At 69.5% G+C, this 23910-nt stretch carries 25 protein-coding genes; 9 read left to right on the top strand and 16 right to left on the bottom strand.

The genetic code is table 11. The features are described from left to right. Positions 1–2: 2 nt before the first annotated feature. The 3 genes from DEO45_RS00945 to DEO45_RS00935 all read left to right on the top strand — a co-directional run bounded on the left by DEO45_RS00945 (position 3) and on the right by DEO45_RS00935 (position 2899). The gene (locus tag DEO45_RS00945; RefSeq protein ID WP_114340444.1) at positions 3–1250 is read left to right on the top strand and encodes a nucleotidyltransferase family protein; all 1248 of its coding nucleotides are present in this window, start codon (positions 3–5) and stop codon (positions 1248–1250) included. A gap of 94 nt (positions 1251–1344) precedes the next feature. Next, positions 1345–1974, top strand: a complete 630-nt coding sequence (locus DEO45_RS00940) for a class I SAM-dependent methyltransferase (RefSeq protein WP_114340469.1) — start codon at positions 1345–1347, stop codon at positions 1972–1974. Between the two features lie 28 nt (positions 1975–2002). Further along, positions 2003–2899, top strand: coding sequence for a flavin reductase (locus DEO45_RS00935; protein WP_223250728.1), 897 nt, complete (start codon positions 2003–2005; stop codon positions 2897–2899). Here the strand turns inward: DEO45_RS00935 and DEO45_RS00930 are convergent. The 16 genes from DEO45_RS00930 to DEO45_RS00855 all read right to left on the bottom strand — a co-directional run bounded on the left by DEO45_RS00930 (position 2886) and on the right by DEO45_RS00855 (position 18730). Next, positions 2886–3800 (bottom strand): class I SAM-dependent methyltransferase, encoded by a 915-nt coding sequence (locus DEO45_RS00930; protein ID WP_189339647.1) that lies wholly within the window; start codon positions 3798–3800, stop codon positions 2886–2888. The two genes, DEO45_RS00935 and DEO45_RS00930, sit on opposite strands and share 14 nt — an antisense overlap. After that, positions 3797–4903 carry a glycosyltransferase family 4 protein gene (locus DEO45_RS00925; protein WP_114340441.1) on the bottom strand — a complete coding sequence of 369 codons (1107 nt, stop codon included), beginning with the start codon at positions 4901–4903 and terminating at the stop codon, positions 3797–3799. Before DEO45_RS00925 ends, DEO45_RS00930 begins: the two co-directional genes overlap by 4 nt. Then, the gene (locus tag DEO45_RS00920) at positions 4900–5985 is read right to left on the bottom strand and encodes a glycosyltransferase family 4 protein (protein ID WP_114340468.1); all 1086 of its coding nucleotides are present in this window, start codon (positions 5983–5985) and stop codon (positions 4900–4902) included. Before DEO45_RS00920 ends, DEO45_RS00925 begins: the two co-directional genes overlap by 4 nt. A gap of 45 nt (positions 5986–6030) precedes the next feature. Continuing rightward, the gene (locus DEO45_RS00915) at positions 6031–7539 is read right to left on the bottom strand and encodes a B12-binding domain-containing radical SAM protein (RefSeq protein ID WP_114340440.1); all 1509 of its coding nucleotides are present in this window, start codon (positions 7537–7539) and stop codon (positions 6031–6033) included. Between the two features lie 24 nt (positions 7540–7563). Continuing rightward, positions 7564–8262 carry a class I SAM-dependent methyltransferase gene (locus DEO45_RS00910; RefSeq protein ID WP_114340439.1) on the bottom strand — a complete coding sequence of 233 codons (699 nt, stop codon included), beginning with the start codon at positions 8260–8262 and terminating at the stop codon, positions 7564–7566. After that, positions 8262–9494 (bottom strand): amidohydrolase family protein, encoded by a 1233-nt coding sequence (locus tag DEO45_RS00905; RefSeq protein ID WP_114340438.1) that lies wholly within the window; start codon positions 9492–9494, stop codon positions 8262–8264. The genes DEO45_RS00910 and DEO45_RS00905 overlap by 1 nt, the downstream gene beginning before the upstream one ends. A 3-nt stretch (positions 9495–9497) precedes the next feature. Beyond that, a complete protein-coding gene (locus tag DEO45_RS00900; RefSeq protein ID WP_114340467.1) occupies positions 9498–10340 on the bottom strand; it encodes a class I SAM-dependent methyltransferase in 843 nt (280 codons plus the stop codon). Between the two features lie 88 nt (positions 10341–10428). Further along, positions 10429–11271, bottom strand: coding sequence for a Wzz/FepE/Etk N-terminal domain-containing protein (locus DEO45_RS00895; protein WP_114340437.1), 843 nt, complete (start codon positions 11269–11271; stop codon positions 10429–10431). After that, positions 11258–12436 (bottom strand): hypothetical protein, encoded by a 1179-nt coding sequence (locus DEO45_RS00890; RefSeq protein WP_114340436.1) that lies wholly within the window; start codon positions 12434–12436, stop codon positions 11258–11260. The genes DEO45_RS00895 and DEO45_RS00890 overlap by 14 nt, the downstream gene beginning before the upstream one ends. Further along, a complete protein-coding gene (locus DEO45_RS00885) occupies positions 12433–13377 on the bottom strand; it encodes a glycosyltransferase family 2 protein (RefSeq protein WP_114340435.1) in 945 nt (314 codons plus the stop codon). Before DEO45_RS00885 ends, DEO45_RS00890 begins: the two co-directional genes overlap by 4 nt. Positions 13378–13379: 2 nt before the next feature. Further along, entirely contained in the window at positions 13380–14630 is a 1251-nt protein-coding gene (locus DEO45_RS00880) for an O-antigen translocase (RefSeq protein ID WP_114340434.1), read from the bottom strand. Then, positions 14627–15739: a DegT/DnrJ/EryC1/StrS family aminotransferase gene (locus DEO45_RS00875; protein WP_114340466.1), complete on the bottom strand. Its 1113-nt coding sequence runs from the start codon at positions 15737–15739 to the stop codon at positions 14627–14629. Before DEO45_RS00875 ends, DEO45_RS00880 begins: the two co-directional genes overlap by 4 nt. 29 nt (positions 15740–15768) lie before the next feature. Then, entirely contained in the window at positions 15769–16701 is a 933-nt protein-coding gene (locus DEO45_RS00870) for a GNAT family N-acetyltransferase (RefSeq protein WP_114340433.1), read from the bottom strand. After that, complete coding sequence (locus DEO45_RS00865) at positions 16688–17635, bottom strand: hypothetical protein (RefSeq protein ID WP_114340432.1); 948 nt, start codon at positions 17633–17635, stop codon at positions 16688–16690. Before DEO45_RS00865 ends, DEO45_RS00870 begins: the two co-directional genes overlap by 14 nt. Before the next feature lie 7 nt (positions 17636–17642). Next, entirely contained in the window at positions 17643–18308 is a 666-nt protein-coding gene (locus DEO45_RS00860; RefSeq protein WP_114340431.1) for an acetyltransferase, read from the bottom strand. Further along, positions 18293–18730: a sugar 3,4-ketoisomerase gene (locus DEO45_RS00855; protein ID WP_114340430.1), complete on the bottom strand. Its 438-nt coding sequence runs from the start codon at positions 18728–18730 to the stop codon at positions 18293–18295. Before DEO45_RS00855 ends, DEO45_RS00860 begins: the two co-directional genes overlap by 16 nt. A 416-nt stretch (positions 18731–19146) precedes the next feature. On the opposite strand from DEO45_RS00855, the gene DEO45_RS00850 reads away from it, so the two are divergent. The 6 genes from DEO45_RS00850 to DEO45_RS00825 all read left to right on the top strand — a co-directional run bounded on the left by DEO45_RS00850 (position 19147) and on the right by DEO45_RS00825 (position 23876). Continuing rightward, the gene (locus tag DEO45_RS00850; protein ID WP_114340429.1) at positions 19147–19950 is read left to right on the top strand and encodes a hypothetical protein; all 804 of its coding nucleotides are present in this window, start codon (positions 19147–19149) and stop codon (positions 19948–19950) included. A 75-nt stretch (positions 19951–20025) separates the two neighbouring features. After that, positions 20026–20610 carry an RNA polymerase sigma factor gene (locus tag DEO45_RS00845; RefSeq protein ID WP_114340428.1) on the top strand — a complete coding sequence of 195 codons (585 nt, stop codon included), beginning with the start codon at positions 20026–20028 and terminating at the stop codon, positions 20608–20610. Further along, positions 20607–21242, top strand: a complete 636-nt coding sequence (locus DEO45_RS00840; RefSeq protein WP_114340427.1) for an anti-sigma factor family protein — start codon at positions 20607–20609, stop codon at positions 21240–21242. Before DEO45_RS00845 ends, DEO45_RS00840 begins: the two co-directional genes overlap by 4 nt. 62 nt (positions 21243–21304) lie before the next feature. After that, positions 21305–22543: a S8 family serine peptidase gene (locus DEO45_RS00835; protein ID WP_428992414.1), complete on the top strand. Its 1239-nt coding sequence runs from the start codon at positions 21305–21307 to the stop codon at positions 22541–22543. A gap of 115 nt (positions 22544–22658) precedes the next feature. Continuing rightward, entirely contained in the window at positions 22659–23048 is a 390-nt protein-coding gene (locus DEO45_RS00830; protein ID WP_114340425.1) for a TraR/DksA family transcriptional regulator, read from the top strand. Between the two features lie 33 nt (positions 23049–23081). After that, positions 23082–23876, top strand: coding sequence for an SDR family NAD(P)-dependent oxidoreductase (locus DEO45_RS00825; protein WP_114340424.1), 795 nt, complete (start codon positions 23082–23084; stop codon positions 23874–23876). The last annotated feature ends 34 nt before the right edge of the window (positions 23877–23910 follow it).

Raw genomic sequence — 23910 nt, 5'->3', positions numbered from 1 at the left:
CCATGCTGCCGCCACTCAGGATCGTCCGGTATGGCTTGCGCCGCACCACCGAGGCGCTCGCTGCAGAACTGGCGGGCCCGGGCAGCGCGACGCCGGCGTGGAGCGAACTGGAATGGCGGTTGGCCACGGCGGTCGCCGTCGCGCATGGCGTGTCGCCGCTGCTGTGCCGATGCTGCGCGTGGAAAAAGCCGTCGTGGCGGCGCTTCCTGGAAGGCCAGCGCGCGCACGTCGAGCTGCGCCACCGGCGCATCGCGTCGTTGCTGAAGCGCATCGACGCCGACGCCCGCGTCGCCGGGCTGGCGATGGTGCCGCTGAAGGGTGCCGCGCTGCACGCGCTGGGGATCTATGCGCCGGGCGAGCGGCCGATGGCCGACATCGACCTGCTGGTGCGCGAGGAGGATGCCGCCGCGACCATCACGTTGCTGCTGGATCTCGGCTACGTGGAGTCGTTCGCGCAGTGGAAGCACCGGGTGTTCAAGCCGGCCAGCGGCCAGCCGTTCGCCGGGCTGGGCGAGCACCGCGACACGCCGGTCAACATCGAGCTGCATACCCGCATCCGCGAGCGGCTGCCGGTATCCGCGGTCGACATCACGGCGCGGATCTATCCGCGCGAGCCGCGGCCGGGCCTGAATCCCTACCTGTCGAATGGCGCCCTGATGGCTCACCTGCTGCTGCACACAGCGGGCAACATGTGCGGGCGCAGCCTGCGCCTGCTGCACCTGCACGACATCGCGCGGCTGGCGACGCACCTGTCCGCGAACGACTGGGACGTGCTGTGGAACGACAACGCCGTCGAGCCGCCGTGGTGGGCGCTGCCGCCGCTGCGGCTGGCCGCCCGCTACTACCCGGAGGCGGTCCCCGCCGACGTGCTGGCCCGGCTCGAACGCGACTGTCCGCTGCTGCTGCGGGCAATCTCGCGCCGGCAAAGCCTGACCCGGGTGTCGTGCTCGGAGCTGTGGCTGCACGCATTTGCCGGCATCGAGTGGTCGCGCTCCGTCCACGAAGCCGGGCGCTACCTCAGGAATCGCGTGAGTCCCCCGGACGAAGCGCGCAAGGAGCGCGCCGACATGGTGCGCACCCAGCTCTGGCTGCAGGGGCAGAGCTGGGTAACCGCACCGCATCGCCGGCGCGTCCTGACCTGGCTCACCCAGCCGGTGCCGCGGATGGACACCTTGTACGTGGTGCGCGCGGCATTGGAGCCCCCCGTTCCGAAGGCGAGCAGGAAGCTCTCCCTGGTCGTTTCGAGATAGGGCCCGGAGTTCGTGCAGTCGGGCGACCAACCGGCACCGGGGCACAGGTGACAAGGCATCAGGCAACGGGTTTGTCAGCAAGGTGGTCGACGACATGCATACCGGAGAGGAGTACCACCAAATCATCCTGGCCTCGCAACGGGACCGGGCGGTGCGCGACAGGTTCCAGCAGTTGGTGCTGGATCTGCTGCCCGCAGGAGCGGAGGTGCTCGATTTCGGCGCAGGCACCGGCATCGATGCCAAAACCTATGCCGCCCAGGGACACCCGACTTTCGTGTACGAACCTGCGGCGGCGATGAGCGAGTACCTGGCGCAGTACTGCCACGGCGAAATCGCCGGCAAGACCATCGTCGCGGTGGCGTCGCCGCTCGCGTGCAAGGTGCAGGCGGTCACGGCGAACTTTGCGGTCCTCAATCATTTCGCGGATCACGCCTCGCTTTTCGAGGAATTGTCGCGCGTGGTCCGCCAGGGTGGTTTTGTCCTGGCCAGCATGCTCAACCCCTATTACCTCGGTGACGCGCGCTACGGCTGGTGGCGGGCGAACCTCCTGAACCTGGTGCGCCACGGTCGCTACGCCATCGCCAGCGAAAGCGGCATCCACCGTTTTGCGCCGCGTGTCGTGGTGCGGGCGGCAGCACCGTACTTCCGGCTGGAACAGCTCCTTCCGCATGGTTTCGGATGGGTCACCCAGCTGTACATGTTCCTGCTCTTTCGGCGCACCTGAGATGTGGAAGGACTGGATAAGGCCGTTCGTGCGCCCACTGCCGCAATGGTCCGTGGTTGGCGTGGCGCCACCGCAGCGGATGGTCGCCGCCAGCTTGCGCTGGGACGGCAACTCGGCGGACGTCACGGCGGACCACACCGTGGCTTCGCTCAAGCCGCTCACGATCGCGACCAGCGTGGATGCCGGCGAACATCCCGTACTCGAATACGCCGACATCATCACGGGCAAGCCGCTGGGGGTTTTGCGTCTGGCGCGGACCGCGTCGATCGCCACCGAAAAGGCGTCACTCGTGCTCTACCACGTCGCCGCGAGCGAGCACCGCTGCCTCGGCTGGCCGCGGCGCCCGTGGAACGCGTGGCTGCAGAACCGTCTCATGCGGAAAAATCGCGCGTCGAACCACCTGAACATGGAGCCCGCGGTGGCGCAGCAGCTGATGATCGCCTACCTGTGCCCGCGGCCGGTCGTCCTCGTCTCGGTCGACGCGCCGGGCCACCGGAACATCTTCCCGATGGATCTGATCGGCCCGCTGGAACGCAGCGGATTTTTTTCGCTCGCGCTGCGCAGCACCAACGTATCCGTGCCAACCATGCGCGAAGTGCGCCGGGTGGTCCTGTCCGGCACCCCGGCGACGATGAAGGCGGTCGTCTACCAGTTGAGCGGGCATCACAAGCAGCCGCTGGCGGACTGGAACGAACTTCCGTTTCCGGTGCGCCTGTCGCGGGAGTTCGGCATTCCCGCGGTGGCCGCGGCGCTGCGCATCCGGGAGCTGGCCATCGTGCACAGCCAGGAGATCGGCTCGCACACGTTTTTCCTTGGCCGCATCGTTTCCGACGAAACCTTGGCGGAAGGTGCCCAGCTGCATCACACGGCCGGCTTTCACCAAGCCTGGCGCCGCCGGCTGGGCATGCCGTTCACGGAAATCTAGCCCGCACCGGACGGGAGGAGCGATGGCGGACAAAGGGAACGGCTTCCTGTTTCGTCGCCACGGCGATCGTGAGACTTTGAAGAAAGTGAAAGTCCGGCCGCCGCAACGCATAGCAGGCGTCATCCGGATCACACAGCCGCATCAGCGCTTCGAAATCCTCCCGGGGCAGATAGGGGCGCAGGCGCTCACCCCATGTGCCACGGAAGATCACGTCGAGCAGGTAACGCTTGTCCGCGTCCGTGAGCGGATGGGTCCGTTCGATCATCCGCGTCCGCACGTCCACCCGCTCCAACTCCGCCGCTTGCAACCATCCGATGAGCGAACGGACTGCGGCCAGATCCTGCTCGTTCCGCCCGTAACGCTCCCGGTAATACTGCCGGACCGCCTCGTTCACGATCCTTTCCAGGCGCGCATCCCAGGCGAAATACATGTCGGGCAGCAACGAGCTTTGTCCCAGCACGAGGCGACCGCCCGGGCGCAGCAGGCCGGAAAGCACCCGCACGCCGGCGGCGGGATCACGCAGATGATGGATGGCATTGACGGACCAGACGAGATCGAAGCTGCCGTCCGCCAGCGGAGGCCGCATCATGTCGGCCTGCAGGATCGGCGCACCGGCCGGCGCGGTACGGCGGGCGGCACGGACATGCACGGTCGCCAGATCCATCCCCACCACCATCGCGCGGCCCTGCATCGACTCGTGCAGCCAGGCGACCGCCTCGCCCGTGCCGCAACCGGCGTCAAGCACACGGGAATCCGCCGGGAGCGACAATGCGGCGATCGCCTCGCACAACTCGGATCGTGCAAATGCGTTGAACAGCCTCAGCTTCTCCGCATAATCACGTTGCTGGGTATCGCCGAGCATTCCAGCCCGGATGCCGGACGGACCCGTGGCGCTTTTCATTCGCATGCGGTGAGCAAACGCAGATAGAGCGCTTCGAACGCGAGGGCGGTGTGATCGGCGTCCTCGCGGATCGTTCGAAACTGCGCCGTCGCAGCCAATCGCAGCCGCAGTTCCTCGTCGCCAAGCATCCGACGGATGGCGTCGGCGAGTGCCGGCACGTTTCCGACGGGTACGACCAAGGCCGCCGAAGGCGCCCACTCCGCAAGGTGTCCGACCGCCGTGCCCACGGTGGGCACACCGGTTGCCGCGGCCTCAAGCATCACCAGCGGCCCGGCCTCGTGCAACGACGACATCACCAGCAAGTCGGCCGACTCCATGATCGGGCGCAATTCGCGCTGGGTCTTGAATCCGAGAAACCGGACGTGGCACTCCAGTCCGAGTTGTTGCGCCAACCGCTGCATCTCACCCTGCAGCGTATCGACGCCGACGACGTCCAGCCGGAAGTCCGGCCCCGTCCCGGCCAGGACCGCCAACGCCCGCAGCAGCGTCGCTTGATCCTTGACCCGGTTGAGGCTGGCAACGTGGAGCAGCCGCGCCTGCTCTGTATTGCGCCGGCGCGGCGCAAGCGGAGGCCAGCTGCGCAGGTCGACGCCGAGCGGCACGCGCCGGGCCTCGAGTCCGAGCAGCCGCAAGGAATCGACAATCGGCAAGCTGGCCGCGGTGACGACGTCGGCGCCGCGCAACACCACCGCCTCGCGCAGCCGTCCTTTCCATGTCTGTCGTCCGCCGTAGCCGATTGCATGCAGCGCAACGAGCTCGCCGCCGGCGATATGCACCAGGCTCGGCCGCCGCAGCAGCTTTGCCGCGGCCACGGCGACCAGGCTGCAGGAACCGGAGAAGATCGCCTGCACCACGTCGAACGGCGCACGGCGATGCTCGGCGCGGATCGCCGCGATCGCGCGCAGCCGGGTCCAGCCGTCGCCGATGTTGTGCACGGTGGCGCCGACCAGTTCCCAGCGAGCTGCCATTGCTTCCTGGCGCAACGCGAAGACGTGCACCTCATGCGCTCGCGCCAGCCGTTCGATCAACGCCAGCAATACCGGGATCACGCGGAACTCGCCGCTGCGATCCACGCCGCCCGGCACCACCAGCGCGAGTTTCACCCTGCCCTCCGTACCCGATCGTCGAGCAGCTGCGCATAGGCATCGGCCCAGCGCCGACCCAGGGCTGCGAACGACAACGTGGCGTCGAAATGGGCGCGCACCTGTGCCGGCGGCGGCCGGTCCGCCGCGGTCGCGACCAATGCCTCGGCCAGCTGCGTCGCGTCGCCGCAGGACCACAGCCCACCGATGCGGCCATCACCAGTCAGCGCGCGGAACGCAGGGATGTCGGTGACCACCGGTGCCACGCCGCAGGCCAGCGCCTCCAGCAGCGCATAGCCGCAGCTCTCGGCATGGCTGCCCGCGACGAACAGGTCGGCGCACCGCATCAGCGTCTCGATCCGCGCGTGCGCCACCTTGCCGAGCAGGTGCACGCGCCCGGCCAACCGCGGATCGTGTTCGATGCGCTGGCGCACCGCATCGAGCAGGGGCGCGTTTCCGAACACGCACCACAGCTGCAGGCCGGGCAAACGCGCCACGGCGCGCGCAACGCCGTCGAGCACCGCCAGCGGGTCCTTGCCGGGGTTTAGATGGCCGACCCACAGCACGCAGGGGTCGCCGTGCAGGCCGGTTTCGGCGCGCGCGCGGGCACGATCGCCCGGCGTGAAACGGCTGCTGGATTCGGGTATCGCGAACAGCCGCGTGTGCGGCGCGAACAGGCCGGCGCGGGTGAACGGCTGCGCCATGTCGGCGGCGGTGAAGGCGATGCCTGCGGCAACTCCATACCAGCGCCGCCACCACGGCCGCCGCCACCGGCGCGGCGGCCGGTCGGCGTGGTCCTGGATCACGAGCGGCAGCGATGGCAGGCGTCGCGCCAAGGCGAACGCGTCGGCGGCGAAGCCCAGGCTGTGCACGTGCAGCACGTCGGGCCGGATCTCGCCCAGCACCTCGGCGAGGCGGCGCGTGCGCTTCGTACCGGGCACCGCGACGAAACGGTAATCGATGCCGTTGCGCGTCACGCGCTCCGGGCGCGTCGCCAGCTGGATCACCGACACGCGGGTGCCGGCGCTGGTCACCGCTTCGGCGACATCGGCCAGCGTGGGCCAATGCTCGAACACGTCGGCCGACGCGAGGCCTGCCGGCATGGGCAGGAAATTGATCTGCGCCACGTGCACGAGCGGCCTCCGCGCCTAGAGGCCCGACACCTGCGGCATGCGCAGGCGCACGAACCGGTTCGCCAGGTTCAGCTCCCACGGCCGGTCGTACTTGCGGAAACGGTAGCGCCAGCCGGCCATCGCGCTCAGCTTGCGCTTGGCCCACGGCGGCGCGCGCAGATCCTGCACGGTGGGATAGCGACAGCGCAGCACGGTGACGAAGTCGTTGATGCGGTGGCGCAGCCGGTCGGTGAGCCAGGGCGCATCCATATGGCAGGCGTAATCGACCCAGCGCGGCTGGGCCCACTCATCCGGCGTCGCGGGGAATACCACCGGCGCACCATCGAGGTCGAGCAGCGGCGCGCCTGGCCGCCTTGCGCGGTCCTGCTCGTGGCGGCTGTGCTCCGGCAGCGGCGTGTAGATGTAGATGACGATCTCCGTCTGCGGGTTGATCCGCTTCAGCTCGCGGATGAATTCGAAGGTGCGCTCGGTCTCCTCCTCGGTGTTCTCCGGCGGCGCGACCATGAACGACAGCTCGGGGATCACCCCGTAGCGGCGGCATTGTTCGACCACCGCCCGGGTCTGGTCCGGGCGCGTGCCCTTGCGGATGTCGTGCAGCATCTGGTCGCTGGGCGATTCCGCGCCGATGTAGGCCATGCGCAGCCGGCTCTTGCGCACCAGTTCCCACGAGCGCTCGGATAGTTTCAGCAACGCGTCGGAACGGGCGAAGCACCACCATGGCAGCTCGAACCTCGCCATCACCTCGAGCAGCGGCACCATGTCCGCCTCGCGATCAAAGAAGTTGTGGTCGAAGTACTGCACCGAATCGGCGTCCAGCACGTGCTTGAAATAACCCAGCTCGCGCTCCAGCCGTGCAGCGGCCGGCAGGTGGGTGACGCCGTTGAACATCGCGGCCACGCCACAGAAGGTGCAGTGGTAGCGGCAGCCGATCGCCGCCTGGTGCGCGACGGTGCGCTGGCCGAGGTAGGTGCGCGCCAGGTAGCGGCGCGGATCGCCGAGCTTGTCGTAGGGCAGCAGCCCCGCCGGGTCGTGGCGCACGATGCGGCGGGCCGGGTTGTGCACCACCGTGCCGGCGTTCTTCCAGGACAGCCCGGCGATCCGCTCCAGCGCGGGTCCGGTGCCGGCGAGCGCGGCGACCAGCTCCGACAGGGTTTCCTCGCCCTGCGCGCGCACCGCGTAGTCGACGTAGGGCGCGGCCAGCGTGGCGTCCGTATGCAGCGTGGGGAAGTAGCCGCCCCAGATGATCGGCAGCGCCGGAAAGCGTGCGCGGATCGCCCGCGAAACGGCGATCGCCGGCGCCACCTGCGGGCCGCCCATCACGCCGATGCCGACGGCGTCGTAGCGCTCCTGCTCCAGCGCGCGCAGGGTGTCGTCGACGAAGTCGCGGTCCACGTTGCCGTCGACGATCCGGCTGCTGCCGCTGCGGTCCAGCGCCGCCGCCAGGTGCAGCAACGCCAGCGGGAAGCGCGCGCTGCTGCGCGAGGTGATGGTGGGGTTGATCAGCAGGGTGCGCGGGGAAGTCATGGGAAGGCCTGCGGGCAAGCGGCGTCAGGGCGCCCGGCGCAGCTGGAACACCAGCGCGACGGGAACCTCCAGCGCCATGCGGTCGAAGTGCGCGCCGGCGGGGACGTCGGCTGGGTCGAGCATGGGTTCCAGCACCCGCTCGATCTGCAGTCCGAGCGCGGAGCAGGCGCGATGCCAGTGGCTGTAGAGATGCAGCGTATGCCGCACGGCGTAGCGGCGGCCGCCGGACTTGAAGTCGCGCCGCCAGCCGAGCGCGTTCCCGACCGGATGCACGTCGCTGCACAGCAACGTACCGCCGGGCCGGGTGACCCGGCGCAGCTCGGCCAGCGACTGTCCGAGGTCGTCGAGGTGTCCGACGACCAGGCCGCACACGGTCAGGTCCGCCTGCGCATCCGGCAGCGGCAGCGCGGCCAGGCTGCCCTGCACCAGCGCGACCTGTGCGTCGGCATGCAGCGCGGCCAGTTCCGCGCCGGCGCGTTCGAGCATCTGCGGCGAAAGGTCCACGCCGGTCACGCGCGCTGCGCCGCGGCGCAGCGCATGCAGCATGTAGCGTCCGCTGCCGCAGCCGACGTCGAGCACCGCCAGTCCGCGCAACGCGGCCGGCATCAGCCCGAGCATCGCGCGCTCCTCGGCCTGCATCACCGGGTTGTGCGCGTGCGCCGGATAGCTGGGCGCCCACAGCGCGTAGGCCGCGCGCGGTTCGAGGGTCGGCGGGCGGATCATCAGTAGCACCTGGCTTCGAGGCTGGCGTCGCGCGCGCGCCCGTTGCGCCCGGCGGCCTGTTCGAGCCCGGGTTCGAGCGCGAGCAGCGCGGGATCGGCCAGCGGCGCGGCCAGCAGCTTCGGCTTGCCGTCCAGCGTCACCGGCACGGCTTCCACGCCGGTGGCCGCGAACCATTCGGCGAAATCCGGATCGGCGATGTGCGGCACGCCATCGCGCACCACGGCGCGGAGGTCGCTGCGCCGGATACCGGTCAGGCTGCCGGCCGCGTCGCCGCCGCGGTCCTCGACGATCACCAGGTCCGCCCGCGCGCCCGGCGCGAGGCTGCCGCGCGAAGGCAGGCGCAGGATGCGCGCGGCCGCAACGGTGGCCAGTTCCAGCACCTGCATGGGACCGAGTTCGCCGCGGGCGACCACCCCGCGCATTTCGTCGAGCAGATCGCGCGCACCGCTGAGCCGCGAGTCGCTGCCCAGCGCCAGCCGCCCGGCCGCGCACAGCCGCCGCGGATCGAGCGAGCGCCCGAGCAGGGCGTGGTTGCTGGTCGGGCACCACACCACCGCCGCACCGCTGGCAATCACGCGGTCGATGTCGCGCTCGCGCAGGCCCACGCCGTGCACCAGCACGCTGTTCGCCGCGAGGCAGCCCAGCTGGTCCAGCTGATCGAGTTCCGCCTGCGCCGTCGCGTCGGTGCCTTCGGCCAGGTGGATCAGCCAGGGGCGATCGGCGGGCGTGGCGGCAAAGCTCGACGGCACCGGCGGCCCATAACCGGGCCAGCCCAGCGCGTAGCTCCAGCCGTAATCGCGCAACAGGGCGACCGGGAAATCCATCGCGTCGAGCGCCGCATGCCAGGGGTCGTGATGCGCCACGCAGGTGGTGCCGGCGAGCAGGTTCTTCAGTGCGCCGTGGCGCAGCCGCAGCGCCTTCGGCCGCTGCAGCGCGGCGGCGACGGCAGGTTCCGCGAAATGGGCCTGGAACGCTGCGATCCAGGCGTAGCTGTTGGGAAACGGCGCGCCGCGGCGCAGCGGCGGCACGGCGTTGATGTGCAGATGCTCGTGCGCGTTGACCAGGCCGGGGAAGATCAGGTGGTCGCGCAGGTCGATCCGCCAGGCCCGCGCGGCCAGCGAGGAGCCGATCCGCCCGGCCCGGATCGGCAACGGCGCGCGCGACGCCCCTTCCGGCGTGACCGACACCGCACGGCACAGACTGACATCCAGCGCTGCCTGCAGGACGTCCATGGCTCAGCGCCGCCGCATCACGATCAGGAAGTGATCGCCCATGTCGCGCAGCCACGGCAGCGCCCCGGAGCGGTCATCGAGCCGGCCCAGGCGCTCGCACCAGCGGCGGTGGCGACGGTAGTAACCCACCAGGTAGGGCGGCGGCATGAACAGGCTCAGCGCGCGGTAGCCGGCCAGCGAGAAGTGCTCGGCGAAGGCGCGGTAGAACTCGCGCGGCAGGTAGTAGCGGGTCCAGATCGTGTGGTGGTTCATGCCTACCGCGGTGACGCCGCGCGCCGCGCGCACGCCGGCGCGCCTGAAGCGGCCGCGCAGTGCGTAGTGCCCCAGTTCCCATGGACAGATCCGGCCCATCACCGAGAACACCAGGCTGCCGCCCGGGCGCAGCAGGCGCATGCATTCGGCTGCCACACTGCCGAGGTCCGATACGCAGTTCAGCGGCCCGAAGTTCGAGTAGATGCCGTCGAACGTACCGTCGAGCTGGTCCAGCTGCTGGATGCCGAGATGGATGGCCGTGACGCGCGACTGCAGATCCTCGGCTACGGCGCGTGCCCGGGTGCGCGCGACCATCCGCGGCGACCAGTCGCTGGCGACAACCTGATGGCCGCACCGGGCGAACTCGAGCGCGTCGATGCCGGTGCCGCAGCCCAGGTCGAGCAGGCGCGAGGCGGCCGGGAACTCGCCCTGCACGGTGTCCCACAGGGCCAGCCGCATGCGCTGGATCAGCTCGTTGTTGCCACGCGGACCGTCGTAGTCGGCGGCGACGCTGTCGAAGGCGCGCTGCGTGTCGAGCAGCTGCGCTTCGTCCAGCGACATGCCGGCGCCTTCGAGTTCGTGCTGCCCGTTCATGCCCATCCGTGTTCTGCCGCCCGATGGCCTTTCCGGTGAGTGCCGGTATGGGCTGCTTTGGTTGAATGTCCGGCGGGCGAACGGGGGGCTAGCCCCGCGCAGGCCGCCGCGCGACGTTCCTGGCCAGGGCCGCGGACGAGCCCAGGAAAATTCCCAGCAGCAGGCCGATGCCATAGGTCAGCTCGGGATTCGGGAACGCCTGTTTGTCGGGGACATAGACCGGCCACATCAGCGACGTCTCATAGGTGTAGGCGGGGCCGAGGCGCTCGGCGAGATCGCCCCGCGCCTGCCGCAAGCCGCGGATCTCTTCGTTCTTGTTGGCCAGCAGCAGGCTGGCCAGCATCGGGTTCGCCATGTCCTTGCCGCCCGCCCCGCCCTTGCTTCCCGACGCGGCCGCCTGCTGATAGCGGGCGCGGTCGGCCTGCGCGGTCTGCAGATCGGACTCGATCTGGGCGAGGCGCGCGCGCGCCGACTTCAGCGGCGCCTCTTCCAGGTCCTGATGGACCGCACGCAGCCGGGCGACCGTCGCGGCGGCGAGCTCGCTGGCCTGTTGCCGGGAGTAGGCCCGCACGGTCAGCTTGACCAGCGAGCCCGCGTAGAGCAGCGGCTCCAGTTTCAGGCTCTTCCGGTACAGCCGGGCCACCGACGAGGTCTTCGCATAACCGGCGCTTTCCAGCACTTCGTTCTCGAACGGCACCAGTTGCAGCCGCTCGGTGACGCGCTGCAGCGGCTCGACCTTCGGATCCTGGCCCGACGGCACCTGCCCGACCTGCGCGATCTGGATCCAGGCGGTCGCCTCCCACTGGCGCTTCACCAGGTGCGCGAAGGCATAGGTGCAGGCCAGGGTCAGCACCAGCACCAGCACGAACCACGTCCACTCGCGGGTGAAGATCCGCCACAGGTCGATCAGATAGATTTCATCGCGTTCCATGGTCCGGTACTCGCTGGAGGGAGGGTGAAGACGGGGCCGGCGCGGCGGCTGGCGCCTTCCGGTTCGGCAGCCAGTTCGCCATGACCGGCAGCAGCAGGCAGATGCCGATGAAGCCGAAATTGGTCCAGGTGAACGCCTGCGGCGCGAACGGCGACATCACGCAGACGTAGGAGACGCGCAGGAACATCAGCAGGGAAAACAGCGGCACCGCCTGGCGCAGGCGCTGCACGCTCCACAGCAGCATCGCGTACAGCGCGAGCACCGCCAGCGCGGCGCCGACCGGGCCGAACGCCATCAGGAAGGGCAAGAACTCCGTGCCCACGTTGATGTTCGACGCATCCAGCGGGATGCTCGTGCCGGCCGTCACCACCGAGCCGTGCAGCGGCACCAGCTGGTTGATCAGGAAATCGGGGTTGAGGTAGCCCTTGGCCAGGATCGCGCTGAAGTTGTAGGGACCGGCGCTGGCGTACAGCAGCAGCCATTTGATGCCCTGCGGAGCGGCGTGATACGTCGCGCTGAAAGGCAGCGTGATGTACTCCAGCGGCCCCGAGCGCAGGATGCCGAGGATGGAGAAGATGCTGCCGCCGGCGAACGCCAGGGCAAGCAAGGTCTTCCACGGCAGCGGCAGCGCCCCGTCCCGGCGCAGCACCAGCACCAGCGCGAACGAGAAGAAGGTGGCGAACAGCCGGTTGCGGTCGATCACCAGCACCGGGAACACGAAACCTATCGCGATGAGCGCGCTGCGCAGTCGCCGGCTCCTGGCGCACAGCAGCCCGATCGGCGGCAGCACCCAGCACATGTCCGACACATGCCGGATGTGCGCGCGGCCGCCCTCCATCACCGCATAGGCCGACGGCTTGTCGAACAGCGGGATCGGGAACAGCGCGAGGTCGAGCACGCAGAACAGCACGATCAGCCAGGCCAGCGCCAGTGCGAGGAACGCCTCGCGGGTGCCGGCGTAGCGGCGCGCGCGGAACTGTGCGAACTCCGGCAGCCGCACTCCCGCCTGCACATCGAACAGGATGATCGCCGCCGCGAGCACGGTCAGCAGCAACAGGCCCTGCAGGTAGTCGGCGGAAAGGTCGTAGGTGAGCCAGGTCAGCCCGCAGGCGAACAGGATCGGCAGGCCGAGCCAGGTGGAGGGAAGCCGCAGCAGCCGTTTCATGTTCCCTCCGCGCCGCGGGGCGCCGGCGGCAGCCGGGTCTTCGCGGCCACGACCAGCGACAGGTATGCCGTCATGTGCGCCAGCAGCGGCCCCGGCCTTCTTTCCAGGAACGAGATCTTGGCGCCGATGTAATGCGACTGCGCCCGCAGCAGGGTGCGGTACGGTTCGTCGAACAGGCCGGCCCGGCGCAGCGCGATGTGCCGCGACTCGGCCAGGTTGCCCAGACGGGTCTCGATGTGCCGCGTGCGGCTCAGGTTCGCCTCGTGCATGCGGTAGGCGCAGACGCTGACGTCGACGAAGCCGAGCGCGTCGCGCGCGGCCAGACGCAGGAACAGGTCCCAGTCCTCGATGCGCAGCCCTTCGCTCCAGCGGTCGACGGTGTCGAGCGCGCTCTTCCTGATCAGCGCGACCGGCCCGCCGATGGCCCACTGCCGGATCACCGCGCGGCGGATGCCGTCGTCGGAGCGGTACAGGCTCTTGTCGGCGCCGTGCAGGTCGCACATGCCGCTGTCGTGCAGCTTGCGGTCGTCCTGGTCGACCACGATCGAATCGCCGATCACCGCGCCCTTGCCCAGGTGCGCCTGCAGGTAGCGGACCTGCGCATCGAGGCCGCCGGGCAGCAGGTAGTCGTCGCTGGCGCCCGGCCGCAGGAACTCGCCGTTCGCGCGCGCCGCCAGCTCGTTGAGGGTCGCCGCGATGCCGCGGTTCTCCCGCTGCACGTACTCGATGGGGATGTCCATGCAATGCGTCGCCACCCAGTCGGCAATGCGCGCCCCGGTGCGGTCGGTCGAGCCGTCGTCGATGACGATCAGCTCCTTCGCCGGATACGGGTCCTCCAGCACGCTGTCCAGGCAGCGCCGCACGAAACGCTCGTGGTTGTACGCCGGGATCAGCACCGAAACCAGCGGCGGCGCCATGCCTCTGGATACGTCGGACGCCATCGTCACAGCCCTCCCAGGTAGCGCCGCACGACCAGCACGTTGAACGCGAGGTAGGCGAGGTAGTTGGCGGCGAAGGCGTACATCGCGCCGACCAGGCCGAAATGCGCAGTGAACGCGTATACCAGCGCCAGGTAGCTGGCCGCGAACACGCACTCGGAAACCACGAACAGCCGCGTCATGGCCTTGGCCAGCATCACGTAGGAAAGGATGAAGGAGGCGATCTTGACCACGTCGCCCGCCAGCTGCGGCCCGTACAGCGCATTGGCCGGCGCGAAGTCCGCGCTGAACAGCAGGCGCGTCACCCAGTCGCGCAGCAGGTACACCGACGCCGCCAGCACGACCACCGCGGGCAGGATGTAGCGGTACGCATGGCGCAGTTCGAGCACCAGCGCGTCGCGCTGGCGGATCGACGCCAGCTTGGGCAGGTAGTAGATGTTGATGGCCGCGGTGAGGAACAGCAGGTAGGCGTCCGACACCTTGCTCACCGCCTGCCAGTAGCCGACCTGCTGCCAGCCGAGCTGCAGCGCGAGGTGGTCGCGCACCGCAATGTTCACCAGCGGCGAGACCAGCGCGGCGGTGAGTGTCATCACCGAAAATGCCGCCAGCCGCAGGGTCATCTCGCGGTCGAAGCGCAGCCGCAGCATGCTGCGGCGGAAGTACGGGCTGCGCCACCACGCCGGCAGGCCGACGACGAGCCACAGCAGCTGGCCCACGATCAGCGCCAGCAGTGCGCCGTACAGGTGCAGCCAGCGCGCCAGCCCGATCACCGTCACGATGCTCAGCAGCGAGCCCAGCACCTGGATCAGCGCCAGCCGGCGCACGTCCATGAAACCGTTGATCACGGCCAGGATGTAGTTGACCAGCGCGATGCCGAGCTGGGCCACCGCGAGCACGCGGATCAGGCCCGCGTAGGCGGGATCGTCCAGCAGCCACAGCGCCAGCTGCCGGCTGAACATCAGCGCCAGGCAACCCATCAGGACGGAGGCGCACAGCGCATACCACAGCGCGGCGGCCAGCAGGCGCGCCAGCCGCTGCGGGTCCTCGCGGTACTCGGCGACGTACTTCACGATGCCGGCGCTGATGCCGCCGCCGGCCAGCACGGCCAGCAGCGACATCAGGCTCATGAACTGGCCCAGCTTGCCCACGCCCTCGGGCCCGGCGAACCACGCCACGAGCTTGATCACCACCAGCGCCGCCAGCAGCCGCGCCGCGGTGGCGAGGGCGGAGTAGAAGCCGGCGCGCACGATGTTCATGCCGGACACTCGAACGCCTGGCAGGCTTCGATCACCCGCTCCACCGCATCCCCGCCCAGCGTCGGGCCCATCGGCAGGCTCAGCACTTCCTCGTGCAGGCGCTCGGTCAGCGGCAGCCGCCGATCATGCAGGTCCGGGTAGGCCGGCTGCCGGTGCGGCGGCACCGGGTAATGCACTTGGCTGTGGATGCCGTGCGCCAGCAGGTGCCGCTGCAACGCGTCGCGGTGGGAGCAGCGCACCACGAACAGATGCCAGGCGTGCTGCTCCTCCTGCGCCACCTGCGGCAACCGGATCTGCGGATGACGGATGCCGTCGCGATAGCGGCGCGCCACGCGGCGGCGCCAGGCGACGTCCTCGTCGAGATGGCGCAGCTTCACCCGCAGCATCGCCGCCTGGATCTCGTCGAGCCGCGAATTGACGCCCTGGAATAGATGGCGGTACTTCACCTCCGAGCCGTAGTTGCGCAGCGCCGTGACCCGCTGCGCCAGCCGCGCGTCGGCGGTCACCACCGCGCCGCCGTCGCCCAGCGCGCCCAGGTTCTTGGCCGGGAAGAAACTGAAGGCCGCCGCATCGCCGAACGCGCCGGCTTTGCGGCCGTCGCGCGCCGCACCGTGCGCCTGTGCGGCGTCCTCGATCAGCAGCAGCCTGTGTCGCCGGGCCAGCGCCGCCAGCGCCGACATGTCGGCCAGCTGGCCGTACAGGTGCACCGCCATGATCGCGCGCGTGCGCGGCCCGATCGCCGCCGCCACGCAGGCCGGGTCCAGGTTGAAGCTCCGCGGATCGGGCTCCACCGGCACCGGCACCAGCCGGTTCTCGCTGATGGCGAGGAAGCTGGCGATGAAGGTGTTGCCGGGCACGATGACCTCGTCGCCCTCGCCGAGCGCGCCGAGCTGCAGGTAGCCGCGCAGGATCAGCGACAGCGCATCCAGCCCGTTACCCACGCCAACGGCGTGGCGCACGCCGCACCAGGCGGCGAACTCGCGCTCGAAGGCCGCCAGCTCCTCGCCCATGATGTACCAGCCCGAATCGATCACCCGTGCGGCCGCCGCCTTCAGCTCGTCGGCATGGCGCGCGTTGATCGCCCCGAGGTCGAGGAACGGAACGTCCATCAGCGTGGCTTCCATCCGCGCGCGCTCCATCACAGCGGCCACTCGTAGAAGTCGTGCACGACGGCGCGCGCGCCGAAGTATTCCTTCTGCGTGACCAGGCCGCCGTTGAGCACCTGCCCTTCCTTTTCGGTCGAGATGCCGAAGCTGAAATATGTCCGACCCGCATAGAGGCCACCGATCAGTTCCGCCAGCAGCAGGGTCAGCGCGCCCAGGTGGCGCCCCTCCTCCGAGACGGCCATGTACTGGGTGTGCGCGACCTGGCCGAGATCGTAGACAAGCACGCCCGCCAGCAAGGTGCCCTCGCGGCGCGCCTCGTGCAGCACGATCTGCTGCGGGAAGCGCGCCTGCAGCAGGCGCAGCTCGGCCAGGCTGTGGGTCGGCCGGGTGTCGTGCTTGTGCAGCACCTCCGTCAGCAGGGCATGGAAATCCGCCGGGTCGGTGCCGACCTGCACGCGGATGCCGGCCTTCCCGGCCTTGTTGACGGCGCGCCGGCGACCCGGGGTGAAGTGGAACGCTTCCTGCAGCGCGATGACCGAGGAAACGTCGCGGCGCTTCAGCTGCGCGCCCAGCCGGTGCAGGGCATACAGGTCCTCCTCGGCCGGATAGGCGTGGAACACGTGCGGTACCGCCTTGTAGATCACCCGCTCCACGCCCAGTGCGCGATAGTGGCTGGCGATCTGCCCGAACACAGCCAGCGTCGATTCGGCACGCAAGGCGTGCGTGGTGACCAGTCCGGCGTAGCTGAGGCCACCGTGGCTGGTCACCACGTTGTCCCGGATGTTCGCGGGGAACACCGCCACGGCTTCGCCGTGCCGCTCGACGATCAGCGACTGGTCGACGAAACGGTCGGCGTGATAGTCCATGTAGCCGCGCCGGTGCAGCAGGTTGCCGTTGCGGGAGCGCCCGACCAGCGCGTCCCAGGTGTTCACGTCGGCGGGGGTGTAGGGCCTAACGCTGCACATCGGCATCACCGTCGCCGGCCTCGGCCTCGGCCACGCCGAAACCGTCCACGCCCATGTCGTTGCCGTTGTAGAACATCAGCAGGTTGTCGCGCCGGCGGATCAGCGCGGGATAGCAGAGGGTGCGCGAATCCCAGCCGCTGGCGGAAAGTGAAATGCCCAGTGCCGCGTCGCGGCGCTCCCACGCGATGCCGTCGTCGCTCAGGGCGACGCCGGGAAAATAGTCGCCGGCGCGATTGCCGCGCGTGAAGTACATGACGTAGCGGCCACCGAAGCGGTACACGCGCGGGCGGCCGATGCGGTACTCGCTGCCTTGCGGGCGCAGGCAGACACGATCCGCGCGCGGTATCGCCGCGAGGTCGTCGGTCTCCGCATGGCGGATGTGGTAGCGCGGGAACGGCTGGCCGCCGATGGTTTCCCAGTCGTCGCCCACCGCGTACCACAGGCGCCAGCGGCCGCTTTCGTACATGGCCGAATGCACCGCGCCGATGGTGCTGCGTCCGGGCGCGCGATCCAGCACGGGAGTTTCCTGCGTGCGCCGGAAGCTGTTCCCGCCGTCGCGGGAAACGGCCAGGCCGGTGAAGGCCAGGAACTTCGCCCGGGCCACGTGCTGGAAGCCCACGTAGAACAGATGCAGACCGCCCGGCGCGTCGACGAGGTCGCCCAGGATCACGCCGTTGTCGTCGAAGCAGCCGGCCCGACCGATGTCCAGCACCGGCTCGGCGCTGACCCGCACGACGGCCGCGGGGTCGTCCGCGCGCACGTCGACGTAGCCGATCCGGCTGACGCCGGCGGCGTCGCGAAACCCCGCGTAGACGCGGATCAGCTCGTCGTCGAGGCGGTACGGCGTCGGCGTGAGCGCCGAGTGGCGCATCCAGCCGCCCACGCCCTGCCGCGCGGTCTCGAACACCAGGCCTTTCTTGGTCCATTCGAACATGCGTCGTTCAAAGCCTCACGTCGAGACTCGAGCGGTCGGGCACCGCGTGGGCCGGCGAACCGACGTAGACCCGGCCCGGCTCGGTATCGCGGGTGACCAGCGCGCCGGCGCCGATCACGTTGTCGGGCGCGACCTTCACGTGATCGTTGAAGGTGCTGTTCACGCCGACGAAGCTGCTCTCGCCGATCTCGCAGTAGCCGGAGATGACCGCGTGCGAGGCGACGAACACGTGGTCGTGCACGACCGTGCGGTGCCCCACGTGGTTGCCGCTCCACAGTATGCAGTTGTTGCCGATGCGCACGAACGGCTGCACCACGTTGCCCTCGAAGATGAAGCTGTTCTCGCCCAGCTCGGCATTGCGCCACACGAAGGCGCGCGAACTGACGTACGTAGCGAAGCGGTAGCCGCGGCGCTTCGCATCCCGGTAGAGGCGCGTGCGCAGACGGTTGAGCTGGCTGGCCGGCACGGCGACGAAGACGTCGACCTCCACCGGCGGGTAGTGCGCTTCCAGCGTCTCGTACGCCACCACCGGGCGGCCGGCCAGCAGCGGCTGCGCGAGGTAGTCGCGCTCGACGCTGAAGGCAAGCACATCGCGGTCGCCGTCGTGTTCGAAGTATTCGCAGGCGATCTGCGCGAACTCGCCCGCGCCGATGAGGACTAGAGGCTTTGGCATGCCACCATGCCCTCCTGGTACACGGGGCCGCGAACCTCGCGCAGGAAGGCGGCGTAGTCGGTGATGTAGTCGGCCGGGTCGTAAAGGTGGTCGGCCAGCACCATCAGCACGCAGTCCTCGCTGAAGCCGTACAGCTCGCGCCATACCATGCTGCCGAGATGCAGGCCGTACGAGGGGTCGTCGAGCACCACCTCCATCGGGCCGCCGCCGTCGTCCAGCAGGAAGGTGACGGAACCGCGCACCGCCACCGCCAGCTGGTTGAGATGACGATGCGCATGGCGGCCCCGATGCACGCCGCCGCTGGTGGCGAACAGGTAATACACGCGCCGGATCACGAAGGGCACGTTCCGGTCCTGCTCCAGGGCGATCAGCATGCCGCGGCTGTCGCCGTGCTTCTGCAACGGGATGCGTTCGATTTCCATGTTCCGGACCCGGCGGTGATGTCGAGGAGGACCGACCTGTCTGGGTGCCACCCGGCAAGCGAAAGGTTGCGTCGGCCCCGGCGGGGCGCCGTCAGACGACAACGTCGCAGCTGGCAGGAAAGGCCTGCCCCGGCACCCGGATGAGATGCAACGGACTTGCCGGCCCCGCGGATCCGGACGCTCTTGTCGCCTACCCCGGCAGCCTGTATCCATGACATGCTGCAGCCTGCGCAGGCCATCTGAAACTCCCCGCGCCCTCCCGCCCGGGATGACGCGAACGCCACCGGCGTCAACACTGGCCGTTCCATCACGAACCGATGTGTCCAACGACTTTCTGGCAAGCGTTACCGGACTGGGCCACGCCTCGGCCGGCACGGTTGCGTGGGTGCGGGTCGCATGCGCCTGACCCGCGCGTGATGCGTCCGCGGCAGCACGTTGCCCGCGGCGGCCTGGCCATCCGGGCCGGTTTCGCGGCGCTGCTGATCGGCGCCTGCCTGCCGCCGGTGCTGCATGCGCAGTCGGCCACTTTCGACGGCGCCGCGGCACTCAGCTCGCAGCTGGTGGATCGGGGCCAGGCGATGACTTCCACCACGCCCATCCTGCAAGGGGCAGCCTCCTGGACTTTCCCGGCAGGCTGGTCGCTGGGCCTGTCCGCCAGCGCGGAAGCGCGCTCGCCCGGCGGTCTCGTGGCCGCCCTTGCCCAGGCGTCCCGACACTGGTCGCTTTCCGGCGACTGGCAGATGCAGGCGAACCTGCTCTACTACCGATACGCCGGCACGGCCCGTTCCAGGGCCTTCGCCCGCGCCGAAACGGGACTCGGCTGGAGTTACCGGGATGTGCTGACCTTCGGCTTGTCGGCCATCCACGTCATCGGTCGCAAGGGCCGGCACCGGCTGCGCGGCGCCGCGGACATCAGTTTCCACTGGCCATTGGCACGCGACCTCTCCCTTTCCGTCGGAGCGGGCGCCGCGCAGTCCCCCATTGCGCCCTACGATACCTACGGCTACGGTCACGCCGACGACCACGAGTACGGTCATGCGGGCTCCTACAGCCACCTGCGCAACACCGGCATCCACACCTATGGCCACGTGGGGCTGCTGTGGAGCCGCGGACCCTGGCGGATCGAGATCGACCGCATCCTGGCGGACCCGGAAACACGCCGGCAATGGGACGTCATGGGCGCCTCGCCCTGGGTCGCCACCCTCTCGCGGTCCTTTTGATCCGGAAGCAACCTTTTGGCACCGACGCGGTACTTACTTCGCGACACAGCGTAGTCCCCACCCTTCCGCAGCCCCATGAACGACGACGACACCGACTCCGACGTCACCGACCGCATGCTGCTCCAGCGCATGTCGGCGGGCGATCGCGCCGCGCTGGGGATCCTGTACCGCAGCTACCACGGCAGGTTGTGCCGTTTCCTGACCCGGCTGACGCGGCGCGCGGACGTCATCGAGGAAGTCATCAACGACTGCTTCTGGATCGCCTGGCAGAAGGCCGGCAGCTTCCACGGGGATTCGCGCGTCTCCACCTGGCTGATGGGCATCGCCTACCGCTGCGGGCTGAAGGCGCTGCGGCAGCACGGCGACGAGCCCGTCGAGGACGACGCCCGGCACGAAGAGCGCAACTCCGCCCCCGACCTGGACGAGGATCGCGAGCTGCGCGACTGGCTGAGCAAGGGACTCGACCGCCTGTCGGCGGATCAGCGCGTCGTGATCGAACTGGTCTACGGCGTGGGGCACACCCTGGACGACGTCGCGGTGATCATGCAGTGCCCGGTGGGCACGGTGAAGGCGCGCCTGTTCCATGCGCGGGTCAAGCTGCGCAACGTGCTGCCGAGCCTGGCCGGGGATTCGCCCAAACGCTCGGAGAGCGCGCCATGACGTTCCCGATGGATTCCGGCAAGGACTGCGTCCGCGCCTGGGAAATGATGCCGTGGGTGCTGCAGGACACCGCCACGCAGGAACAGGGCGCGTGGCTGGACAGCCACCTGGCGCAATGCGAGGCGTGCCGCGCGGAGTTCGCACAGCAGAGCCGCCTGCGGCTTGCGCTGTCGCTGCCGGCGGACGTTCCAGTCGACGCCGACGCCGGGCTGGGGCGCCTGCTGGCCCGCCTCGACACGCCCGACCCGCAGCAGGCTCCGCTCCGCCCACGGGCGGGAAACTGGCTGAGCCGGGCGCTGGTCGCCGCGGTGCTGGTACAGGCGCTCGGCATCGGCATCCTGGGCGTGAAGCTGTGGTCGGTGGGCGGCAGCCCCTCGTATCGCACGCTGAGCCAGGAAACCCTGCCCGCGACGCCGGGGACGATCCGCGTTGTGCCGGACGCCAACATGACGCTGGCCGACTGGAACGCGTTGTTGCATGCCCTGCGCCTGCAGGTGGTGAACGGCCCCAACGACGTGGGTGCCTACACGGTCGCCCCGGTGAGTCCCGCCTCGACCGCGCAACATGTGCTGCAGCAACTGCGCACCACCCGAGGCATCCTGCTGGCGGAGCCCGTCGCCGCCACGCCATGAAACACGGCATCCTCATCTTCGTGATGACCGCTGCCCTGAGCGCGTGCGCGACCACGCGCCCGATGGCGGGCCCCGACAACCACGCCGGCCTCGGCCGCATGTCGATCGCCAGCGCGTCGGCGATGGACAGCCGGCGCGACATCATCCTGGCCGTCGCCAACCCGCTGGAACCGCCGCCGATACACGCCGGCTCCAGCCTGCTCGGCTACGCGCCGGCCAGGTACTACGGCGCCGGCCAGCACGCGGCATCCACCCTGGCCGCGCTGAAGAAGAGCTACGCGTTCAGCGAGCTCGCCGGCTGGCCGATCAAGGCCCTCGACCTGTACTGCATCGTGCTGCAGCCGCCGCCCGGCATGAGCCGGGAAGCCCTGCTCAAGGCGCTGGCCAGGGACAACCGGGTGCGCCTCGCGCAGCCGCTGCACGACTATGCCGTTTACGGCAAGCGGTCCGCCGACGCGGCACACCATTACAACGATCCCTACGTCAGCCTGCAACGCGGTTTCGTCGAAACCGATACCGCGCTGGCGCACGACTTCAGCCAGGGCAGCGGAGTGCGCATCGCGATCGTCGACACCGGCGTCGACCTGGCGCACCCCGACCTCCAGGGGCGCATCCACGATGCGCACAACATGGTCGACGACGACGCGGCGGCGTTCAACCGCGACAGCCACGGCACGGAAGTCGCCGGCGTGATCGCCGCGGATGGCGACAACCACCAGGGCATCGTGGGAATGGCGCCCAAGGCCGAGCTCAGCGTCTACAAGGCCTGCTGGTATCCGCCCGCGCCGAATGCCGGCGCACGCTGCAACTCCTTCACGCTGGCCAAGGCGCTGGCGACGATCATCGGCACCGACGCCCGCATCATCAACCTGAGCCTGGGCGGGCCCGCCGATTCGCTGCTCAACCTGCTGCTGGTGCAGATCCTGGAACAGGGCCGCATCGTGGTCGCCGCCATTCCGCCGGAGGGAAACGTCGACGGATTCCCCGACACGACGCCAGGGGTCATCCTGGTTCGCATGAGCGGCCCGTCGGCGGCGCCGCCCGGCGTGCTGAGCGCTCCCGGCAACGACATCCTGACCACCCAGCCCGGGGGCGGCTACGACTTCACCTCCGGCCCGTCCATGGCCGCGCCGCACGTGAGCGGCATGGCCGCCCTGCTGCTGTCGTTGGCGCCGGGGCTGGACGCGCGCGCGATCCGCGACCTCCTGCTGCGCAGCAGCAAGGTCTCCGGCGGTGTTCTCCAGGTGAACGCCGCCGCGGCCGTGACGGAACTGCGCGGCACGCCGAAAGCCGACCGCTGATCCGGCCGCGGATGCATGACCGGCTGTTCGCCTGACGGTTTTTACGGCGCATTCACCCGGCTGATTCCACTGTGCACGGACGCGTGCGAACAGATGCTGCGCGCAGGAGCATTCCATGTCGTCGGAACCGCATGCCGGCCTGAGCCGGGAGTTCATCGAGCAGCAGCGCGGGCGCCTGCTGGTGTTGCGCAACCGGCTGCTGGGTGGCGAGAAAGCCAACCTCGCGCGGGAGCGTGGGTTCCAGCAGGAGCATGGCGACGAGGCCGGAGAGGAAGAGGAACGTGCGCAGACCCTGTCGCAGTACGAAGTCGACCAAGCCCTGCACGACGTGGACGATCGCCGCGTGGCGAACATCGAGCGTGCGCTGCAGAAGATCGCGGAAGGCAGCTACGGCCTGTCCGACCTCAGCGGCGAGCCGATCCCGCAGGCCCGGCTCGAAAGCACGCCCGAAGCGATCCTCACCGTGCAGGAGGAACGCCGCCAGGAAAAGGATCAGGCCCGTTAGTCCGGCTGACGCGACAAGCAGAAGTACCACCCCATGAACATCGACCTCAGCGGCAGGACGGCCCTCGTCACCGGCTCGACCGCCGGCATCGGCTTCGCGATCGCCCATGGGCTGGCAGCCACCGGCGCAACCGTCGTGGTGAATGGCCGCAGCCAGGCTTCGGTCGACCACGCGCTGGCCGCCCTGGCGGACGTGCTGCCTCGCGCGTCGCTGCACGGGGCGGTGGCCGATGTCGGCACCGCGCAGGGTTGCGCGGCGCTGGCGGCGGTCGCGCCGCAGGTGGACATCCTGGTCAACAACGTCGGGATCTACGGCCCGATGGATTTCTTTGAAACACCGGACGCGGAATGGACACGGTTCTTCGAAGTCAACGTGATGTCCGGCGTACGTCTGTCGCGGATCTACCTGCCCGGCATGCTGGCGCGTGACTGGGGTCGCGTGGTGTTCCTGTCGTCGGAGTCCGCGCTCAACATCCCGGCCGACATGATCCACTACGGCTTCAGCAAGACCGGCAACCTCGCGGTATCGCGCGGGCTGGCCAAGCGGGTGGCGGGCACCGGCGTCACCGTCAACGCGGTGCTGCCCGGCCCGACCCTGACCGAGGGCATGCGCGCGATGCTGCAGGATACCGCCGCCCAGCAGGGTGAATCGATCGAGCAGGCCGGCGTCGCCTTCGTGAAGGCGCAGCGACCCAGCTCGATCCTCCAGCGACCGGCCACTCCGGACGAGGTGGCCAACCTGGTGGTCTACGTCTGCTCGACCCAGGCCTCCGCCACCACCGGTGCCGCGCTCCGGGTCGATGGCGGCGTGGTCGACAGCATCGTCTGAATCGAGGCACCGGTCACGCCCGCGCCGCCAACCT

This window comes from Rhodanobacter denitrificans (assembly GCF_003335105.1).
GTDB lineage: Bacteria > Pseudomonadota > Gammaproteobacteria > Xanthomonadales > Rhodanobacteraceae > Rhodanobacter > Rhodanobacter denitrificans_A.
The sequence above is the reverse complement of the archived record's forward strand: the minus strand, read 5'-3'. Positions and strand labels throughout refer to the sequence as shown.

Coding starts and splice junctions, on each gene's coding strand:
- DEO45_RS00850 (WP_114340429.1), top strand. CDS start 19,147: ATGCGTCCGCGGCAGCACGTTGCCCGCGGCGGCCTGGCCATCCGGGCC.
- DEO45_RS00910 (WP_114340439.1), bottom strand. CDS start 8,262: ATGATCCGCCCGCCGACCCTCGAACCGCGCGCGGCCTACGCGCTGTGG.
- DEO45_RS00890 (WP_114340436.1), bottom strand. CDS start 12,436: ATGAAACGGCTGCTGCGGCTTCCCTCCACCTGGCTCGGCCTGCCGATC.
- DEO45_RS00900 (WP_114340467.1), bottom strand. CDS start 10,340: ATGAACGGGCAGCACGAACTCGAAGGCGCCGGCATGTCGCTGGACGAA.
- DEO45_RS00930 (WP_189339647.1), bottom strand. CDS start 3,800: ATGAAAAGCGCCACGGGTCCGTCCGGCATCCGGGCTGGAATGCTCGGC.
- DEO45_RS00830 (WP_114340425.1), top strand. CDS start 22,659: ATGTCGTCGGAACCGCATGCCGGCCTGAGCCGGGAGTTCATCGAGCAG.
- DEO45_RS00940 (WP_114340469.1), top strand. CDS start 1,345: ATGCATACCGGAGAGGAGTACCACCAAATCATCCTGGCCTCGCAACGG.
- DEO45_RS00840 (WP_114340427.1), top strand. CDS start 20,607: ATGACGTTCCCGATGGATTCCGGCAAGGACTGCGTCCGCGCCTGGGAA.
- DEO45_RS00825 (WP_114340424.1), top strand. CDS start 23,082: ATGAACATCGACCTCAGCGGCAGGACGGCCCTCGTCACCGGCTCGACC.
- DEO45_RS00875 (WP_114340466.1), bottom strand. CDS start 15,739: ATGGACGTTCCGTTCCTCGACCTCGGGGCGATCAACGCGCGCCATGCC.
- DEO45_RS00855 (WP_114340430.1), bottom strand. CDS start 18,730: ATGGAAATCGAACGCATCCCGTTGCAGAAGCACGGCGACAGCCGCGGC.
- DEO45_RS00915 (WP_114340440.1), bottom strand. CDS start 7,539: ATGACTTCCCCGCGCACCCTGCTGATCAACCCCACCATCACCTCGCGC.
- DEO45_RS00895 (WP_114340437.1), bottom strand. CDS start 11,271: ATGGAACGCGATGAAATCTATCTGATCGACCTGTGGCGGATCTTCACC.
- DEO45_RS00885 (WP_114340435.1), bottom strand. CDS start 13,377: ATGGCGTCCGACGTATCCAGAGGCATGGCGCCGCCGCTGGTTTCGGTG.
- DEO45_RS00865 (WP_114340432.1), bottom strand. CDS start 17,635: ATGTTCGAATGGACCAAGAAAGGCCTGGTGTTCGAGACCGCGCGGCAG.
- DEO45_RS00835 (WP_428992414.1), top strand. CDS start 21,305: ATGGCGGGCCCCGACAACCACGCCGGCCTCGGCCGCATGTCGATCGCC.
- DEO45_RS00860 (WP_114340431.1), bottom strand. CDS start 18,308: ATGCCAAAGCCTCTAGTCCTCATCGGCGCGGGCGAGTTCGCGCAGATC.
- DEO45_RS00945 (WP_114340444.1), top strand. CDS start 3: ATGCTGCCGCCACTCAGGATCGTCCGGTATGGCTTGCGCCGCACCACC.
- DEO45_RS00880 (WP_114340434.1), bottom strand. CDS start 14,630: ATGAACATCGTGCGCGCCGGCTTCTACTCCGCCCTCGCCACCGCGGCG.
- DEO45_RS00905 (WP_114340438.1), bottom strand. CDS start 9,494: ATGGACGTCCTGCAGGCAGCGCTGGATGTCAGTCTGTGCCGTGCGGTG.
- DEO45_RS00845 (WP_114340428.1), top strand. CDS start 20,026: ATGAACGACGACGACACCGACTCCGACGTCACCGACCGCATGCTGCTC.
- DEO45_RS00920 (WP_114340468.1), bottom strand. CDS start 5,985: ATGCCGGCAGGCCTCGCGTCGGCCGACGTGTTCGAGCATTGGCCCACG.
- DEO45_RS00870 (WP_114340433.1), bottom strand. CDS start 16,701: ATGTGCAGCGTTAGGCCCTACACCCCCGCCGACGTGAACACCTGGGAC.